13 protein-coding genes are annotated in these 19,440 nt (G+C 35.9%); 2 read left to right on the top strand and 11 right to left on the bottom strand.

Translation table 11 applies throughout. The features are described from left to right. The first annotated feature begins 3 nt into the window (after nt 1–3). Nucleotides 4–1,464, top strand: coding sequence for a glutamate synthase subunit beta (locus EM308_RS09160; protein ID WP_035638273.1), 1,461 nt, complete (start codon nt 4–6; stop codon nt 1,462–1,464). 489 nt (nt 1,465–1,953) lie between these two features. After that, nucleotides 1,954–3,177, top strand: a complete 1,224-nt coding sequence (gene lysA / locus EM308_RS09155) for a diaminopimelate decarboxylase (protein WP_035640244.1) — start codon at nt 1,954–1,956, stop codon at nt 3,175–3,177. Nucleotides 3,178–3,261: 84 nt separating this feature from the next. Here lysA and EM308_RS09150 read toward each other — a convergent pair whose 3' ends face one another. The 11 genes from EM308_RS09150 to yidC all read right to left on the bottom strand — a co-directional run bounded on the left by EM308_RS09150 (nt 3,262) and on the right by yidC (nt 19,403). Beyond that, nucleotides 3,262–4,230, bottom strand: coding sequence for a c-type cytochrome (locus EM308_RS09150; protein ID WP_035640247.1), 969 nt, complete (start codon nt 4,228–4,230; stop codon nt 3,262–3,264). A gap of 142 nt (nt 4,231–4,372) precedes the next feature. Then, entirely contained in the window at nt 4,373–5,989 is a 1,617-nt protein-coding gene (gene pafA, locus EM308_RS09145) for an alkaline phosphatase PafA (RefSeq protein WP_035640242.1), read from the bottom strand. Nucleotides 5,990–6,200: 211 nt separating this feature from the next. After that, on the bottom strand, nt 6,201–6,614 hold the full coding sequence (locus tag EM308_RS09140) for a hypothetical protein (RefSeq protein WP_035640241.1): 414 nt from the start codon (nt 6,612–6,614) through the stop codon (nt 6,201–6,203). A 37-nt stretch (nt 6,615–6,651) separates the two neighbouring features. After that, the gene (locus tag EM308_RS09135; protein ID WP_035640239.1) at nt 6,652–7,596 is read right to left on the bottom strand and encodes an NAD(P)H-dependent flavin oxidoreductase; all 945 of its coding nucleotides are present in this window, start codon (nt 7,594–7,596) and stop codon (nt 6,652–6,654) included. Between the two features lie 13 nt (nt 7,597–7,609). Further along, on the bottom strand, nt 7,610–9,223 hold the full coding sequence (locus EM308_RS09130) for a S8 family peptidase (RefSeq protein WP_035640238.1): 1,614 nt from the start codon (nt 9,221–9,223) through the stop codon (nt 7,610–7,612). A gap of 172 nt (nt 9,224–9,395) precedes the next feature. Next, nucleotides 9,396–10,583 carry a tRNA 2-thiouridine(34) synthase MnmA gene (gene mnmA, locus EM308_RS09125; RefSeq protein WP_035640237.1) on the bottom strand — a complete coding sequence of 396 codons (1,188 nt, stop codon included), beginning with the start codon at nt 10,581–10,583 and terminating at the stop codon, nt 9,396–9,398. Between the two features lie 258 nt (nt 10,584–10,841). Then, nucleotides 10,842–11,555: a toxin-antitoxin system YwqK family antitoxin gene (locus EM308_RS09120; protein WP_035640235.1), complete on the bottom strand. Its 714-nt coding sequence runs from the start codon at nt 11,553–11,555 to the stop codon at nt 10,842–10,844. A 252-nt stretch (nt 11,556–11,807) separates the two neighbouring features. After that, complete coding sequence (fdhF, locus tag EM308_RS09115; protein ID WP_035640233.1) at nt 11,808–14,552, bottom strand: formate dehydrogenase subunit alpha; 2,745 nt, start codon at nt 14,550–14,552, stop codon at nt 11,808–11,810. A gap of 3 nt (nt 14,553–14,555) precedes the next feature. Further along, the gene (locus EM308_RS09110; protein WP_035640231.1) at nt 14,556–16,208 is read right to left on the bottom strand and encodes an NADH-ubiquinone oxidoreductase-F iron-sulfur binding region domain-containing protein; all 1,653 of its coding nucleotides are present in this window, start codon (nt 16,206–16,208) and stop codon (nt 14,556–14,558) included. A gap of 4 nt (nt 16,209–16,212) precedes the next feature. Then, complete coding sequence (gene fdhD / locus EM308_RS09105; RefSeq protein ID WP_070261925.1) at nt 16,213–17,040, bottom strand: formate dehydrogenase accessory sulfurtransferase FdhD; 828 nt, start codon at nt 17,038–17,040, stop codon at nt 16,213–16,215. Between the two features lie 461 nt (nt 17,041–17,501). Further along, nucleotides 17,502–19,403: a membrane protein insertase YidC gene (yidC, locus tag EM308_RS09100; protein ID WP_035640229.1), complete on the bottom strand. Its 1,902-nt coding sequence runs from the start codon at nt 19,401–19,403 to the stop codon at nt 17,502–17,504. Nucleotides 19,404–19,440 lie beyond the last annotated feature (37 nt).

Raw genomic sequence — 19,440 nt, 5'->3', positions numbered from 1 at the left:
ACAATGGGAAAAGTAACAGGTTTTAAAGAATTCGAAAGACAAGATGAATCATACACAGCAGTACAAGAGCGTGTAGGACATTATAAAGAATTTACAGTTCCTTTGAGTGATGCTGAAATTACAAAACAAGGATCTCGTTGCATGGATTGTGGTATTCCATTTTGCCACAGTGGATGTCCGTTAGGGAATTTAATCCCCGATTTCAACCACATGGTACACCAAGGTGAATGGCAAAAAGCTTCTTGGATATTACATTCAACGAATAACTTCCCTGAATTTACAGGGCGCTTATGTCCTGCGCCATGCGAGAAAGCATGTGTATTGGGAATCATCAACGAGCCAATTTCTATTGAAAATATAGAAAAAAATATTGTGGAACGTGCCTTTGCAGAAGGATGGATTAAACCACAACCACCAAAAACAAGAACTGGAAAAACTATTGCTGTTGTTGGTTCAGGACCTGCTGGTTTAGCAGCCGCGCAACAATTAAACAGAGCAGGACACACTGTTACTGTTTTTGAAAGAGACAATGCAATTGGTGGATTATTACGTTACGGAATTCCTAATTTCAAATTGGAAAAAGAAATTATCGACAGACGTATTGCCATTCTTGAAGCGGAAGGAATTACTTTCAAAATAAATACTAATGTTGGTGTAAACTATGATATCAACGATTTAAAAGCATTTGATTCTATTGTCCTTTGTGGTGGAGCTACTCAAAGAAGAAGCTTACCAACCCCTGGTGCTGATGCGGATGGTGTAGTTCAGGCAATGGATTTCTTAACGCAACAAACTAAAGTTGTTTTTGGAGAAAAAATTGAAGATCAAGTTTTAGCTACTGGAAAAGATGTAATCGTGATTGGTGGTGGAGATACAGGTTCTGACTGTGTAGGAACATCAAACCGTCAAGGTGCAAAATCGGTGACAAACTTCGAAATTATGCCAAAACCACCAGTTGGAAGAAGCGAAACAACTCCTTGGCCTTTCTGGCCTTTACAGTTAAAAACTTCTTCTTCTCACAAAGAAGGTGTTGTAAGAAACTGGTTAATCAATACCAAAGAATTCATCAAAGATGCCAATGGTAAATTAACAGCTCTTAAAACTGTAAATGTAGAGTGGAAAATTGTTCCTGGAAAGGCTCCTCAATTAATCGAAATTGAAGGTTCTGAAAAAATATGGCCTTGTGACTTGGCTTTATTAGCACTAGGATTTACAGGTCCAGAAAAAACTTTGGCAGAACAATTGGGTCTTGAAACAGATTTTAGAAGCAATTATAAAGCTGAATATGGTAAATACCAAACAAATGTTCCAAACATATTTACCGCTGGAGATATGAGAAGAGGTCAATCATTAATTGTTTGGGCTATCTCTGAAGGTCGCGAGGCCGCCAGACAAGTAGATTTGTACTTAATGGGAACTACAAACCTTCCTACTAAAGAAGGTGGAGATTTACCAGGAGTATAACATAAGTATAAACGTTTCCTAAAGACCTTGATTCATTTCAAGGTCTTTTTTTGGTTTAAAAAGAAATCATAAAGGGGAGGAATATGTATAAAACATCTTTATCTGATAACCTGAATTCTATTATTAATGTTTTTTATAGTGATAATTATAAAAAAGCAAATTCTCTATCTTTAGCCCCGATTGAAGCGGCATCCTTTTTCTTTTTTCTTTAAAAAGGAAAAGATATAGCGAAAAGCGGGACCAATGCTTACTGAAAAAACCATATCTTTCTGCTTCAAAAAATTAATAATGAAACCAAGACTAATAGTAAAAACAACAAAATTTTAAAAATTTTAACGATAGTTATATTTTTAAAATAAAGTTAAATTTATACCTCAACAAGAACTATTTGTTTGAAATAAAACAAAATGTTATGTTTTGTTAAATAACATTTAATTGTTTGGTGATAATATCAAAGAATAATAAATTTGCCAAAAAATAATGAGCAAGATGCAAGCAAACGATTTACTACAATTAGCAGAACAATTTGGCAGTCCACTTTATGTGTATGATGCAGAGAAAATACAATCCCAGTACAATCGGTTAACGAAGGCTTTTTCTAAAGTCCCTAATTTACGCATCAACTATGCAATGAAAGCATTGTCCAATGTTGCTATTTTGCAACTATTGAGAGATATGGGTTCTGGATTGGATACTGTTTCTATACAAGAAGTTTTACTAGGTCTACATGCTGGTTACTCACCAGAAAAAATATTTTATACCCCAAACGGTGTTTCTCTTGAAGAAATTGAGGAAGTACACGCTTTGGGCGTTCAAATCAATATCGATAACTTATCTATATTGGAACAATTTGGTGCAAAACACCCACACGTTCCGGTTTGTATCCGCATCAATCCACACGTAATGGCCGGTGGAAATGCAAATATTTCTGTTGGACATATCGACAGTAAATTTGGTATTTCGGTACATCAATTACCACATTTGGTTCGTATTGTTGAGAACACAAATATGAATATTGTGGGGATTCATATGCATACTGGATCAGATATTTTAGACATTGAAGTGTTTTTATATGCTGCCGAAATTTTATTTGATGCTGCAAAAAACTTCAAAAACCTAGAGTTTTTAGATTTCGGAAGCGGATTCAAAGTTCCTTACAAAAAAGATGATATCGCTACCGATATTGATGAATTGGGCAAAAAATTATCAAAAAGATTCAACGCTTTCTGTACTGAATATGGAAAAGATTTAACTCTAATATTTGAACCAGGTAAATTCTTGGTAAGTGAAGCTGGTTTCTTTTTAGCAAAAGTAAATGTGGTTAAACAAACAACCTCAACCGTATTTGCAGGTATCGACAGTGGTTTCAATCACTTGATTCGACCAATGCTTTATGGTTCATCACATTTTATAGAAAACATCTCTAATCCAAAAGGAAAAGAGCGTTTTTACTCTGTGGTGGGATACATTTGTGAAACGGATACTTTTGCAACCAACAGAAGAATTGCTGAAATAAAAGAGGGCGATATTTTATCATTCCGTAATGCGGGAGCCTATTGCTTCTCGATGTCTTCAAATTACAATTCAAGATACAAACCAGCAGAGGTTTTATGGATGAATGGCCAAGGCTATTTAATTAGAGCTCACGAAAAATTCGAAGATTTACTTCAAAATCAAATTCCGTTGCCTGTAGACGTTGCAGCAACAGTTTAATAAAACAAGAATCCCGTCTCTCTAAAAGGACGGGATTTTTATTTCAAAAGAATTGAGATTCTGATTTATTTTAATTTTAAGACGCTATTGACTTACAAATTTCACAACGTTATTACGTATCGGCTTTATTGTCTTTAAATAGGCGAAAATCGCTTTTAAATCCTGCTCATTCATCCCTCCATACATTGTCCAAGGCATAACGGTATTAAAATTCCCTTTTTCTATTTTATTAGGAACATAAGTACTGTCTGTATAGGATTTGAATCGTTTGACAAAGTCAGCTTCTGTCCATTTGCCGATTCCAGTAATTTTGTCTTGAGTAATATTGGCAGAACGCACAGTTCCTCCGGTTATAATAGGGAATTCAAAACCTCCGGCAAATTCCATTCCAGCGATAGCTTCACCCTTTTCTTGTTGTGTATGACACATTATACAAGATGCAGCATTTACTAAATAAGCACCGTAAGCAACCGCATTATTTTTATCTGGAATTTTTGAAAATTGAGCTTCCTTCGGAATAGTGTTCACTATAAAATTCATCGGAAAATCAGGTTCAGATTTTGGAACTATATTTTTAATAGGTTTCAAAGTTCGTAAATACACAATTATCGATTCCAGATCTTCTTTATCCATTTGCCCAAAATGAGGATGCGGCATTACAGGAAACAATGCAGAACCATCTTTGGAAACACCACTTGAAATAGCGCGCAAAACTTCGGCATCTGTCCAATCACCAATTCCTGAAGGCGTAATATTTTTAGAATAAAAACTACCCGGAAAACCAAACCTCTGGTCAAAAACTTCTCCTCCCATACCGATAGTTCCATCAACCAATGGCCCAGAAAACTCATTCCAGTTCCTACTCGAATGACAGTCAATACATACGCAAACATGGCTAGCAAGGTACTTCCCTCTTTCAATTTTGCTTATTGTCGGCTTAATACTGAGATATTTCAATTCCCCAACATTAGGCAAAGCAAACTTTACATACGACAAAACAATCATTACAAGAATGACAAACGACAATAAAACCCATTTGATAATTTTCTTCATAATTTCCATTTATTTAAACTAAACTTCTAAATTTAACAGTTTAATTTAAAAAAACAGCAACAATCAGCAATATAATCGATGAAACAAAAAAAAATCCCATTCATCTACACGAATGGGATTTTTGAAACTGAAAAAAAAAAAATTATTTCTTAACAAATAGCTCTTCCAAAACTTGTGATTCTGAGCCGTTTGGAGTCGTAATTTTTAGCATTTTAGAAAGTGTTGGAGCAATTTCTGTTATATATTCTTTTTTATTCGATTCTCCTTGCGGAACGTGCCAACCGTAGAAAAGCAAAGGAACATTGGTATCATAGCTATTAGGCGTACCGTGGGTCGTTCCTGTTTCGTTATTTTCCATATACCCAGCTTTATAAAGAACAACTAAATCTCCGTTCTGTTTTGGATCATAACCTTTGAAAATAAAATTCAGATAATAATCGGCACCTGATGCATTTAAAATATCTTCTTCGGAATAAACTCTTTTAACCTGATCCAATCCCATTAAAAAGTCTTTAAAACTTTGTTTTACATTGGCCAACTCCAATCCTTTTTCTTTGATAATCTTTTTATCAAAATACAAATTAAAATTAGAGTAATTCAGTACTACGTTTGCACCAAATGTATCAACAGAAAACTTCTTCAACAAAGCAGAAACATCTTTAGCAGCATCATTGGTAACATCATATTTACGATCTTTCAGATAATTAATATTCTCTGCAACGGCATGATCAGCAGTAAGGAAAACCAAATAATTATCCTTTCCGACAGTTTTATCCAAATAATCCAAAAAAGTAGCAATGGAGAGATCCAATCGTAAATAAGTATCCTGAATTTCCATAGATCTTGGACCACACAAATGCCCAACATAATCAGTTGAAGAAAAACTTACTGTCAGAAAATCTGTGTTTTCATCTTTTCCTAAAGATTCACTTGAAATGGCTTTCATTGCAAAATCAACCAAAAGATCATTTGAAAAGGGAACAGATCTCATGATATCAGCTCCGCTCGTCTGATAAATTTTATTCAAATCATAAGGAAAAACTGGTCTAGCCGTTTTATCAAGTTTTCCTTCATAAGGATTATCATCAGGAAGGCTTTCATTGTAGGTCTCAACAGGACGCAACAGACTCCAGCCTTTCTTTATATAATCCATATATTTTTTTTCTTTATTGAATTCTGTAACCCAATCCGGCATTTTGTCCCCATAAAAACTACTCGAAATAAAATCTCCCGATTTGCCGTACCAAAAAGCCCAATTTGCAAAATGTCCCGCCGGCAAAATTGCCCCACGATCCTTCATACTCATCCCGATCACTTTACCTTTGAAATTTGTTGCCATACGCAATTCATCTGTAATGGTTGTACTCAAAAGATTTTTTGGAGACATTGCTCCTTCTTTTTCAGTACCCGGCACCAAAGTTTTGGCATTGGCATCATCCGTACAATAAATGCTTTTTCCTAAAGAACGAACAAACCAATCATTCCCCATAATTCCGTGAGTTGCCGGTGTTGTACCGGTATAAATAGAAGCGTGCCCCGGAGCGGTATAAGTAGGCACATAATTATAATTCATGTTATAAAAAGTAAACCCTTTATCCATCATTCTTTTGAATCCATTTGCCGAAAAATCATCTGAAAATCGATATAAATATTCCATTTTCATTTGATCCACCACAATTCCAACAACTAACTTAGGACGCTGTTGTGCCTGACTATAAATAGAAAAAACACAAACAAATAACAAAATAATTTTTTTCATAATATAATTTAATTGGTCACAAAAATACATTTTATCTGTAAAAAAAAGTTTAAAACAATTTTATCTAAATGATAAGTTTGGTTAATCGTTTAACCGCTTAATCGCCAAACTGTTTAATTGCTTAGAGCCGTTAAAAGTCAAGCGAAATAATCAGTTAAAGAAACTATTGCAAAAAAGGGGGGATTTTGGCCTGAAATTTAACTCCTTTTTTTTACTCAAACTTGACAATATTATACGCCAACACCCTGTCTTCATATTTGACATAGAGTTGCATTCTGTTGTCTTGCTTTTTTCGGGTAATAAAAGAAAGTGTACAGTTTTCGCCACTGTTGTCTTTACAAACAAAAGGGTAAATAAGGTCTGAACTGTTTTCTTCAGTAGGAAGATATTCGACAATATCAAACACTTGAATTGCCTCGGAATAAATGACAATTCGGTTTTTATTGGTATCCAAATTGACCAAAATTTTAACCGATTTCAAATCGGTCCAATTACCAAATTTTCCGTTTGCTTCTTTTGCAGAAACACTCAAACCGGTTGTTTTGAATTTATAAACCTGACTAAATCCTTGGCTTACGCCAAAAAAAAGCAAAAGCAATATAAATCCTGTTTTTAATTTATTCATTATTTAAAAAAATTTAACAAAAACAAATGTACCATTTTTAATAACCAAATGAAACCACTTCCTGTTTTGCCTGTTCAAATTCGGTTATCATTGTATTAATTATCTCTTTTGCAGGCAGAATTTCTTTTATCAATCCAGCTATTTGACCTATTTCCAGTTCCCCTTCATCCAAATCACCTTCAAACATCCCTCGTTTGGCTCTTGCTCTACCTAACAAAGCTGCCAATTCTTCTTTACTTGGACATTTTTCATACAATTGCTGAATGTCCTGATAAAATTTATTTTTAATCAAACGAACAGGAGCCAGTTCTTTCAAGGTTAATTGCGTGCCTCCTTCCTGCAGTTCAATAATAGTTTGCTTAAAATTATTATGAGATGAAGATTCCAATGAAGCAGCAAATCGACTTCCAACCTGCACTCCATCAGCCCCGAGTATCATTGCAGCAAGCATACCGCGACCTGTTGCAATTCCGCCTGCAGCAATCAACGGAATCGAAATTTTATCTTTCACCATCGGGATTAAAGTAAAAGTCGTGGTTTCCTCACGACCATTGTGTCCTCCTGCTTCAAAACCTTCGGCGACCACAGCATCCACACCAGCATCTTGGGCTTTTAATGCAAAAACAGAACTGCTCACCACATGCACAACTGTAATCCCATTTTCTTTTAAAAATGGCGTCCAAGTTTTAGGATTTCCAGCCGAAGTAAAAACGATTTTCACTCCTTCATCTACGATGATTTTCATTATTTCTTCAATGTTGGGATACAACATTGGAACATTGACACCAAAAGGTTTATCGGTTGCTTTTTTACATTTTTGGATATGTTCTTTCAAAACCTCAGGATACATGGAACCGGCACCTATCAAACCCAATCCTCCCGCGTTACTCACCGCACTCGCCAGTTTATAACCACTATTCCAAATCATTCCTGCCTGTATAATTGGGTATTTAATATTGAAAAGCCTCGTAATTTTATTCATATAAAATTGAAGTTTATTGCTTGATTAATTTTCCTGTGGTTACTTTTCCGTCCCAATCTATTTCATAAATATAGATTCCAGATTGCAATGCTTTTAATGAAACCGAAGGCAAAGTTTTAGAAATTTTCTGTTCCGTTATTTTCTGCCCGGGAATTGAATAAATTCGAATTGTGGCTGTATCCAAATTATTTGGAAAAGAAACAACACAAAAATCGCTTGTTGGGTTTGGATACAAAACGAAATCATTTTTCAAAAAATCATTAACTCCCAATCCATTGGACAAAGCCAAACTGAAATCAGGAATCCCGTATCCATATTGATTATTGGGTGCAGTATATCGATCTGCAGATTTTATGATTAAATCTCGAATCTCTTTATTGGTTTTATTGGGAAAAGCCTGCCAGAGACAAGCCACCAATCCCGCTGTAATCGGACTGGAAAAAGAAGTTCCATTTGCCGTTCCGATATTTCCCGATGAATCCGACAAATACACTGATTGCCCCTGCGCCATAACATCCGGTTTAATTCTTCCATCAAATGAAGGTCCGATTGAACTAAAACTGGTTACCGTTTTGGAGGCAGTCACAGCTCCAATTGTAAGTACCGAAATACCATCCGCTGGCGCAGCAATATGTGGATTTACAGTTGCCCCTTCATTACCAGCGGCCACCACCACTATCATTCCGCGGGAAAATGCAATTTCGGCACCTCGGGTCATGAAAGCCGTTTTACCATCCATTTCAGCATACGTATGACTGTATGCTGTTTTATCAAACTCAAAATACCCTAATGAAGTATTAATGACATCCACACCCAAACTATCCGCTTTCTCAGCCGCTTCTACCCAATACGATTCTTCAACAGGATTTTCAGACGAAACATCTTCCGTTCGAAACAAATAATAAGAAGCATCCGGAGCAGTGCCTACAAGAGCGTTTTCTTTGTATCCTCCCATCGACGATAGAACCATCGCACCATGAGAATCGCTTGTATAAAAATTGGAACTCCTACTCACAAAATCATAACCACCCAAAATTTTATTATTATCTCTTAGTCTCTGAAATGGTTGCGCTGTATTCACACCCGGAAAACCAGTATCCATAACAGCAATTATTTTCCCAGAACCTGTGTAGTTTTGTTTGTGCAAAATATCACCGTGCAGCATTTGTATTTGATTGGCTGATGTACCGTAGGCAAAATCTACTTTGGATTCCAATACTTTTTCAACGGCTTTTATCTTTGAGGTAATGGTTTTTTTACTTGTTGAATTCAATGATTTATTAGCAAAATCTATTTTTTCCACAAATGAAAAAGATTTCAAAGAGTTAATGGCTGTTTGAGTCCCACGAATGTGCAACGCGTTCAACCATTTTGACTTGGCCATTATTGTAATCCCAGAAACGGCTTTTATTTGGTTAATGTAACTAATGTCAATTGGAATATCTTTGGAATCCAAAGGAATGTTTTGAATTGTTCTCCGATCCAAAGCTCTTTGCGAAAGCATCAGCAAAGGATTGTTATAATAACTTTGAGAATTATTTTTTACATTAAAATATATCCAGGCATCTTCTTGGGAAAAGCCCGCAAAACAGGAAAACAATAAAATAATAGTAACTATTTTTTTCATGTTTTATTCAAAACTAAAGTTTTATTGAACCAGAAAGTTATTAATCTAAAATACAAAGAAACATTTTATCTAACCATATAAGGCATATAAGTTCATTTAAGTTTTCTTATATCAACTTAAATGCCTTATATGGTTAAAACTTTTTACTTGTATCGTTTAAACTTTTCCTTTTTTACGAAATAACTCCAGAACCTATCAGTTCATCATTATGATACCAAGCTGCAAACTGCCCTTCGGTGATGGCTGATTGCGGGTCTTCGAATGAAATATACATTCCATCCGAAAATTGATGTAAAGTCGCTTTTTGCAAAGGCTGTCTGTAGCGGATGCGTGCCATAACTTCCATTGTTTCGCCATTGGCCAAAGCCAAATCCTCACGAACCCAATGCACTTCGGATTTATCTATAAACAAAGCTTTTTTGAACAATCCGGGATGCATACTCGACAAACCGGTATAAATAGTATTGGTTTCTACATCGGTAGCAATAACAAACAAAGGATCTGTTGTTCCGCCTACATTCAAACCTTTTCTTTGCCCAACGGTAAAATAATGTGCCCCTTGATGTTTCCCCATTACCTTTCCCATTTTTGGAGTATATGGTATTTTTTTCGATGCAAAAAGCAATTGTTCCTGAACAGATAATCCACTTTGCATTTCATTACAATATACCGGATCATTTTTGTCTATCTGAATAATTGTTCCTTCTTTGGGCTGCAGTTTTTGCTGTAAAAATTCAGGCAAACGTACTTTTCCGATAAAACACAGTCCTTGCGAATCTTTCTTTTCGGCGGTAACCAATTCCATTTCGGCTGCAATTTCACGCACTTCAGGTTTGGTCAATTCACCGATAGGAAACAATGCTTTGGATAATTGCTCCTGTGATAATTGACATAAAAAATACGATTGATCTTTATTTCCATCAACTCCTGCAAGTAGTTGGTACACTTTTTCACCATTTACTTCGATTTCACTTTTTCTACAATAATGTCCCGTTGCCACATAATCGGCACCAAGACTTATGGCGATTTTCATAAAAACGTCAAATTTTATTTCGCGATTACAAAGTACGTCAGGATTTGGAGTTCTCCCTTTTTCGTATTCGTTGAACATATAATCAACGATTTTTTCTTTGTATTGTTCGCTTAAATCAACTGTTTGAAAAGGAATCCCCAATTTTTGGGCGACCAATAATGCATCATTACTATCTTCCAACCAAGGACATTCGTTTGAAATGGTCACCGAATCATCGTGCCAATTTTTCATAAAAAGACCTATTACCTCATATCCTTGTTGTTGCAACAAATACGCCGCAACACTCGAATCCACACCACCAGAAAGACCTACAACTACACGTTTCATTATTGGAAATTTAATTTAATCTTTTGCAAAAGTACGAATAATATAACTTATTTCTAAAGGCGACAAAATGGGGAGGCCCTTTTTGAAACCCATGTTTTAAACATATAAGGCATATAAGTTTATTTAAGCTAATCGTTTAAAAAGGTTTTTTTTAAAAGGCCAAATAAGTTTCCCCTTTTGTGTTCTTAAATAAAATATTCCAATAGAACTTTTAGTTTTTTATCAAATGAACTTATATGACTTATATGTTTAAATAAATTATTTTTTCACACTATCCCTTTTCAATTGTATTTTTTTCGGCTTATCCATGTTTTCTTCACTTTCTAATTTTCCGTTTACAAAAAACTGCCACTTCCCTACTTTTTTTCCGTTTTTGAATTTTCCTTTGGCAATGACAAGATCGTTTGGATCTTTGTAAGTTGCTTCTCCTTCGTATTCATTGTTTTTGAAAAAACTGTTTTCTAAAACAATCCCCTTCTCCGAATATCGTTTATAAACACCTTCTTTCAAACCGTTTTTATAAATGGTTTCATCCACAATTTTACCACTTGGATAATAAACGGTTCGAACCCCATCGAGTTTCCCATTTTTATAATTCTCCAAAGTCATAATTGTTTTGGATGCTTTATGGTAATATTTCCATTGCCCTTCACGCAATTTATTTACCTCTTTGCCTTCACTCACAATATTTTTATTTTGATCATAAAAAATGGTGTAGCAGGAGTTGTCCTTAGCGTTAAAAGTTCTTGTCGCAATAATTGATTGGGCTTTTGTATCATCAAAAAAATTAAAGACACCCACTTCTTTTCCGTGTTCAAAAGTTCCCTCGTAACGCTGTCTGCCCGATTCTTCATAAAAGCCTTTCCAAACGCCATGTTTTTTCCCATTCTCATCTACTGGGTTATTATTCACTTGCGAGAAAACAACTTGGCAACACAATACAAGAGCAAAAATTCTAAAAATAGAAAACATACAATTTCAATTAAATTATTCTGAAACAAAAGTACAACCCTAAAACCAAATGATTGTAAATAGATTTTTTATTTTTTTGAAAATATGACATCTCAACTCAACAAATTGGTACTTCAATAGAATTTATCAAAATATTTCTCAGCGTAACCACATAGTTTGCGATAAATATTTTTTTAACTATTCGTAACTAGTAAGAAAACAAAACCCCTTTGCCTAAATGACAAAGGGGTTTTCCTGTTTTCTTGAATACTATTACGAAAGGGCAATTTTATCCAATTTCTTTTTGTTGTCGCCTTTACTTTTACGGATATTGACGGCTACAACTTTGTACTCCGGGCACATCGCTTCGCAATCGTGCTCGTTGCCGGTTATCAGATTGAGTAATACATCCGGGAAATGGAAAGTTGTGCTCAAAATTCCGGGTTTCACCTCATCTGAAACACTGGCTCGCATATCGACTTTTCCTCTGGCCGACATTACACATACCAAATCCTCGTCTTTAATCGAAAATTTTTCGGCATCAATCGGGTTGATTTTTAAGTGATCTTCAGTCAGAATCTTTACGTTGTCGGTTCTGCGGGTCATGGTGCCGGAGTTATAATGCTCCAAACCACGATTAGTCGTCAAGATATAAGGAAAATCTTTTCCGTTTTTGACAATTTCATTGGTTTCCTTAAAGTCATAAAAATTGAATTTACCTCTTATTCCTCCTTCAAATTTTTCGGTATGGAGGATCTTGGTACCTAATCCATCCTCTTTTACAGGCCATTGCTTACCGTTTATTCCTAATCCTTCCCAAGTAACCCCTGAGAAGAATGGAACTATTTTAGAAATTTCACGAAGCACCGCCTTTGGTTGATACGGTGCTTGGTAATACCCCATTTTGTTCATCATATCCACTAGAATTTGACCATCGGTTTTTGCTCCGTCCAAAACTTCGACTACTGCGTTCACCTGCTGAATTCTTCTTTCACCATTGGTAAAAGTTCCCGTTTTTTCAAGGAAAGAAGCTCCCGGAAGCACTACAGTGGCATGTTTGGTCGTTTCGGAAAGGAATAATTCCTGCACTACTAGCAATTCTAAACTTTCTAGAGCGGCAATCACCTTATTGGTATTTGGATCGGTATGTACCACATCCTCACCCATTATCCACATGGCTTTTAGTTTTCCATCTAAAGCGGCATCAAACATTTCTGGAATTTTATATCCATAGCTCGTCGGAATTTTTCTTTCGTAGAAAGCTTCATAATGTTTGTTAATTTCAGGATCGTAAGCGCTCATATATCCAGCTCCCATATTAGGCTGACAACCCATATCGGCAGCGCCCTGAACATTGTTTTGTCCTCTGAGCGGGTTTACGCCTACTCCTCTTCGGCCAATGTTTCCGGTAATCATGGCTAAATCAGCGATAAGCATTACAGCGTGAGACCCCTGAGAATGCTCAGTAACTCCCAAACCATGGAACAACATGGCGTTTGGAGCTTTGTCAAATACTAGCGCAGCTTCTCTCACGAGATTTCTGTCAACACCGGTTATTTTCTCCATTTCGGCGATGTCAATTCCTTTTATTTTCTCACTGAATTCTTCATAACCCTCAGTGCGGTGTTTGATAAATCCTTTGGAAACATAACCTTCAGTAATGATGTAATAAAGAATCATATTCAAAAGTGCCACATTCGTTCCCGGTCTCAACTGAAGATGATAGGTCGCGTATTTGGCAATTTCTGTTTTTCGAGGATCAATAACGATAGTCGTTTTGCCTTTCATGGCAAACTGCTTAATTTTTGCGCCTGTAACCGGATGAGCATTGGTTGGATTTGAACCAATAACCATGATACAATCGGTAAGTTTGATATCTTCGATTGAGTTTGTAGCCGCTCCTGTTCCAAATGCTTTTTGCATTCCGAAAGCGGTTGGACCATGACAAACACGTGCACAACAGTCAATATTATTGGTTCCAATGGCAGCACGCATGAATTTCTGCATCAGATAGTTTTCTTCATTTGTACATCTTGAAGAAGAAACTCCCGCAACAGCATCAGGTCCGTTTTTTTGAATGATTGCCGTCAATTTTTCGGTTATAAAATCGTAAGCTTCTTTCCAAGTGGTAGGCTCCAATACTCCATTTCTTCTGATTAACGGAGTTTTGATTCTGTCCTGATGATCGTAGAAAGAGAACGCATAACGTCCTTTCAGGCAAAGATGACCTTCATTTACTTCAGCATTAATAGGCGCCTGAATTGATTTTACTTTTCCGCTCACTACAGAAACTTCGAGATTACAGCCAACGCCACAATACGAACAAACAGTTCGTATTTTCTCATCAACATTAATTGATTTTGATTCGAATACATCCGAAATGGCCGCAGTTGGACAAACCTGAGCACAAGCACCACAACTCGCACAATCGGATTCGAAGAAATTATTTTCATAGCTTTTCACTACATGGCTGTCAAATCCTCTTCCTGCCATGCTAAGCACCAATCCTCCCTGAATTTCATCACAGGCTCTCACGCAACGGAAACAATTGATACATTTTGAAAAATCCGAAGTCATATAAGGATGACTCAAATCTTTTGGCGTGTCCAAATGATTTTTACCTTGCGGATAACGAACATCCCTTACCCCAACTTTTGCCGCAACCGACTGCAGCTCGCAATTATTGTTTACCTCACACTGCAAACAATCCATGGGATGGTCGGTTAGAACCAATTCAATAATGTTTTTTCTCAGTTTTTTAATATGATCGGTATCAGTATATATGTAGGAATTCGGAATAACCGGAGTATGGCAAGAAGCCTGAGTTTTGGTTGGCCCGTCTTTTACCAAAGCAACTTCAACGCTACAAACTCGGCAAGAACCAAATGGTTCTAATTTTGGTGCATCACACAAGGTTGGGATACGGTCTTTTCCGTGATTTCTTTTAACAAATTCTAAAATGGTTTCACCTTCAACTATCGTGTGCCATTTGTCATTAATAAATGCTACTTGTCCCATAATTTATTTATTAAAATAGTCTGCTAATTCTGAATTAAAATACTGCATCGCATTTCTTACCGGCAAAGGCAATCCTCCGCCCAAAGCACAAAGTGATCCTGTTTGTAAAGTATCCAAAAGATCGGACATCAATTCTTGATCAATTTTATAATCTTCGTTTTTGGCTTTTGCAATCAACTCATAACCACGAGTTGACCCAAGACGGCAAGGAAAACATTTTCCACAGCTTTCGTGAGCGACAAACTGAAACAGATGTTCTATATAATCAATCATTGGATAGTCTTCTGGGATGCAAACAATAGAAGCATGTCCTAGTAAAAATCCTAATTTCATGAACGAATCATAGTCAATACTCAGCCTTTCAATCAACGAAATAGGCACCAAACCTCCTAGAGGCCCGCCGATATGCATGGCTTTTACAGGCATGCGGAAACCACCTCCCAAATCTTCAATCACTTTGGTCAAGCGAGTTCCCATATTAACTTCGTAAATTCCTGGTTTGTTGAAATGACTGTCAAGCGAAATCAATTTGGTTCCGGTTGATTTTGGAGTTCCTATTTCGGCATAGGCTTTACCGCTATGTTTCATAATAAACGGAATATTAGCCAATGTTTCTACATTGTTTACCACTGTTGGTTTATTAAACAATCCCTTTTGAGTAGGATATGGCGGACGTACTCTCACTTCCGGACGCTGTCCTTCTATAGACGACAACAAGGCTGTTTCTTCTCCGCATACATACGCACCTTGAGCACTTATCACTTTAAAATCAAAATTGAAATCGGTTCCTTGGATATTTTCTCCCAAAAGCCCCAAACTGCGTAGGTGTTCAATGGCTTCGCCAACAATTTCTATAGATTCCGGATATTCTCCACGAATATATACCACTCCATGTTTTGCCCCAATGATATATCCAGAAATCATCATTCCCATCAGCATATTGTGCGGGCGTTGTTCCATTATATAGCGATCCGAATAAGCTCCTGGATCTCCTTCATCGGCATTGCTCACGATGAATTTGGTATCGTCTTCCGTATTTTTACAGGATTCAAACTTAAAAGCAATCGGAAAACCGGCACCTCCACGCCCTCTCAATCCAGAATCACGAAGTTCTGACAAAAGCTCATCGGGAGTTCTTGTCAGACAATCGGTAAATATTTTATAGAATGCCGAAACATCTCCATAATCGCCGGTTAGAATTGGAGTCCCAAGCGAATCAACGTTGTAGGTTTCTTTCGTATTAGTTTTTCCGGCTTTAATTTCCTCGATGAAGTCAATGTCATTTCCTGAATAATTTTTTTTATTGATATGAAAAGCACTGTTTTCATGACATCTTCCCAAACAACACATTTCGCCAATTTCATCTTCACCAAAATGATTGCTCAATTTCGCTTTCAATTCATCCTGAGTATTCGACAACATACAGGCGCTTCCATTACAGGCATACACTTTCTTGTTTTTGTTTGCTGGTTTCAGGAAATCATAAAAAGAAACCGCTCCATAAGCCGTTGCTTTACCTATTAAAAATTCTTCCCTCAATTTTTCCAGCTCCTCAATATTAGGAGTTCCGGTAGCTTTTGCCAAATTTCCATACTCTTCGAACAGGTTTTTGGCAAGTCCTTTACGACTCGATAATTCACTTAAATTTTTTGACATGTGATTAATTTTTTACCTCATCACCAATCCAAAGAGGGGAATTTTGGATTACCTGATTAGAATTTGTGTAAATAGTTAATTTATTTTTTCTGCAAAAACCCATTAGAGTAATTCCAAGCTCCTCGGCAGTAGTAATTGCCAAGGAGGAAGGCGACGAAACGGAAGCTAAAAAAGTGATTCCTGCTTCTTTTGCCTTGCTTATAATTTCATACGAAACACGACCGCTTACTGTCAAGCAGGCTACTTCTCCCATTAAATTGTTTTGAATCAGATGCCCGATGACCTTATCTACCGCATTATGTCTACCGATATCTTCCTGAACTTTGAGCAGTCTTCCGTCAATAGTAAAAGCTCCGGCAGCGTGACTACCGCCTGATTCTTTGAAAACTTTTTGATTTTCATAAACTTCATCAAACATCTTTTCCAATAATCTGATGTCAATTTTTTTTGAAACTTTACTATTGGCAACGCCCAAATCATCCAATTCCGTTTTTCCGCAAAGTCCACACGACGAAGATGAAATCACATTTCGATTTCCTGCAAAATCTTTTAAAACCAAATGGGAAGGCACAACTGCATTAATCGATGTAATCGCTCCACTTTTGTCTCTCGATTTGATTTCCATTCCAATCGGCAGACTGTTTTGGTATATTTTTTCAGTAAATAATATACCACGAACCAAATCTCTTTCATTCCCGGGCGTCTGCATTGTTACTGTAAAAGGAACACTGTTTACGGCAATTTTTAATGCAACTTCTGTAATAATGGAATCTTCCACTTCAGAAATCTGATCTCCGTTATAAAAAAATCCTTTATGTTTTTTAATATCCATTTTGCCAATCATATTTAAATCTTCATTTTCCTACTTCATCTTTTTGTTTAGCAATCGAACCACATTCTCAGCAATTTATCAATCTTTTTACAAACCTCACAAACCTCAGTTATTCAAACGTTTAGACGTTATAAAATAAAACACGAAAACGTTATATTTTACAAAACTAAATTTTAATCAATTTTCAAAAGATGATTTTTATCAGTATTCTAAAATTTAGAAACAAAACAGATAGTGAATAAATTGTTACATTTCAAACTCTAATACAATATTTCTTTGGAAGAGAAAATTTTTGTTTTTTTCAAATAATGATTTTAACCGCAAGGTTCGCAAAGAAAGAACACAAAGTTCACAAAGCTTTGCGTTCATAGTGTTTTACCTTGCGGTTAAATATTTTATGTCAAAATAGGACCAAAAAAAAAGCTCCTTTTTCAAGGAGCTTTTGCAATATTCTTTAATTCTTATTTCTTTTTTGTTTTTTTCTGAGCTTCGGCCTGTTCCATAGCTTCTTGTAAACGCTGCTGAAATTTACCAGGTTTCTTAGGCTCTTTCAACTTATTCTCTTGAATTTGAGCATGAATTTTATCTGAATCAACAATATGATTTTTGATTACAAACATAATTCCGATAGTGATTAAATTCGAAATGAAGTTATACAAACTCAATCCGGCACCATAACTATTGAAGAAAATCAACATCATGATTGGCGAAATGTAAATCATCATTTTCATCATTTTGGCCATATCCGGCATTCCTTCTTGTTGTGGAGCTGCCATTTGCTGGTCGCCAGAAGTCATTTTCATATAAAAGAAAATCGCAATAGCCGCCAAAATCGGAAACAAACTGATGTGATCTCCATATAATGGAATGTGGAAAGGCAATTTATAAACAGAATCAAATGAAGATAAGTCATCAGCCCAAAGGAAACCTTGTTGTCTCAATTCGAAAGCAGAAGGGAAAAACTGAAACGAAGCATACATAAACGGAATCTGAATCAAGGCCGGAATACATCCCGCCATTGGATTCACACCCGCTTTAGAATACAATTTCATTGTTTCCTGTTGTTTCTTCATTGGATCCTTTTTAAATTTTTCTCCAATTTCAGCTATATCAGGACGCAACACTTTCATCTTTGCCTGAGACAAGAATGATTTATATGTAATAGGTGACATACCTATTTTTATGATAATCGTAAAAATGATAATCGCAATTCCCAAAGACATTCCCATGGTTGTACTTAAAAACCCAAACAACGGAATAAAAATAAATTTATTAATCCATCCAAAAATTCCCCAACCTAGCGGAACAATTTTTTCTATGTCTTTATCATACTTTTTCAGAGTGGTATAATCTGTTGGACCAAAATACCAATTCATTTTATAATCCACTTCTCCATTACGGAAAGCTAATGGAACTGTAGCTTTAAGATCTTTTATAAAAATTGTGTCTTTTGTTTCATCCAAAACTAATTTATTCGATTTCAAAACAGACTTTTCAAAAGGAGTATTTGTCAACAAAATAGAACTAAAAAAATGCTGTTTGAAAGCGATATAATCCACTTTATCAGGAGTTTCTTCTTTGTCTTTCCCGTCAGACACATAACTATTTTTGCTTTCTTCGTATTTATAACGGATTTCTGTATAACGGTTTTCGTAAGCAATACTTTTTTCGCTTCGGTACGTTTTCATATTCCATTGCAAATCCAATGGTTTAGCCGTATTCAAGACTTTGTTCAACCCTTGAGACTGCACATCAAAACCTACCATATAATCATTAGGTTTCAAAATGTATTTGTATTCCAAATATTCATTGGCACCCGCTTTCAATTTCATCGAAAGAACTTGTTCTTCACCAACTTTTGATAATGTTGGTTCAAAATACAAATCTTTTGTATTTAAAACTCGATTATCACTAGTTTGCAACTGAATATTCAAATCGGCATTGTTGTCTTTTATCAAAGAAACCAATTGACCCGAATTTTTCTTGAATTTTTCAAATTTTTTCAAAGTGGCTTCAACGATGTATCCTCCTTTGTTGGCTATTTTTAAGAGTATAAAATCATTTTCGAGCGTTGTAACATCATTTTTTGCTGATGGCAAAGTAGCCGAATAAGCAAAATTACCTAATGTTTTTTGCAATTGAGCCAATTGAGTAGAATCGCCTGGTATTAAAGTTGCTGGAGTTGTACCTGTTTTTCCAGCTACTCCCTGAGCTTTTGCTTCTTTGGCGAGCATTTCCTTTTTGGCCTTTTCAGTAGCAAGTTGTGCCTCCGAAGGTTTGTTTTGGTAGGTCATCCAAATAAAAATACCAATAATCAAAACAATCCCTATAACCGAGTTAAGGTCTAATTTTCTGTCTTCCATTTTATTTTTTTGTTGTTTTTCGTGTTCCTAATTGAGC

The organism is Flavobacterium gilvum (assembly GCF_001761465.1).
Classification (GTDB): Bacteria; Bacteroidota; Bacteroidia; order Flavobacteriales; family Flavobacteriaceae; genus Flavobacterium; species Flavobacterium gilvum.
Note: the sequence above shows the minus strand (reverse complement) of the source record. Positions and strands in the feature narration are given on the sequence as shown.

Coding starts and splice junctions, on each gene's coding strand:
- mnmA (WP_035640237.1), bottom strand. CDS start 10,583: ATGAAACGTGTAGTTGTAGGTCTTTCTGGTGGTGTGGATTCGAGTGTT.
- EM308_RS09130 (WP_035640238.1), bottom strand. CDS start 9,223: ATGAAAAAAATAGTTACTATTATTTTATTGTTTTCCTGTTTTGCGGGC.
- EM308_RS09160 (WP_035638273.1), top strand. CDS start 4: ATGGGAAAAGTAACAGGTTTTAAAGAATTCGAAAGACAAGATGAATCA.
- EM308_RS09135 (WP_035640239.1), bottom strand. CDS start 7,596: ATGAATAAAATTACGAGGCTTTTCAATATTAAATACCCAATTATACAG.
- lysA (WP_035640244.1), top strand. CDS start 1,954: ATGCAAGCAAACGATTTACTACAATTAGCAGAACAATTTGGCAGTCCA.
- fdhF (WP_035640233.1), bottom strand. CDS start 14,552: ATGGGACAAGTAGCATTTATTAATGACAAATGGCACACGATAGTTGAA.
- yidC (WP_035640229.1), bottom strand. CDS start 19,403: ATGGAAGACAGAAAATTAGACCTTAACTCGGTTATAGGGATTGTTTTG.
- EM308_RS09150 (WP_035640247.1), bottom strand. CDS start 4,230: ATGAAGAAAATTATCAAATGGGTTTTATTGTCGTTTGTCATTCTTGTA.
- EM308_RS09110 (WP_035640231.1), bottom strand. CDS start 16,208: ATGTCAAAAAATTTAAGTGAATTATCGAGTCGTAAAGGACTTGCCAAA.
- fdhD (WP_070261925.1), bottom strand. CDS start 17,040: ATGGATATTAAAAAACATAAAGGATTTTTTTATAACGGAGATCAGATT.
- pafA (WP_035640242.1), bottom strand. CDS start 5,989: ATGAAAAAAATTATTTTGTTATTTGTTTGTGTTTTTTCTATTTATAGT.
- EM308_RS09120 (WP_035640235.1), bottom strand. CDS start 11,555: ATGTTTTCTATTTTTAGAATTTTTGCTCTTGTATTGTGTTGCCAAGTT.
- EM308_RS09140 (WP_035640241.1), bottom strand. CDS start 6,614: ATGAATAAATTAAAAACAGGATTTATATTGCTTTTGCTTTTTTTTGGC.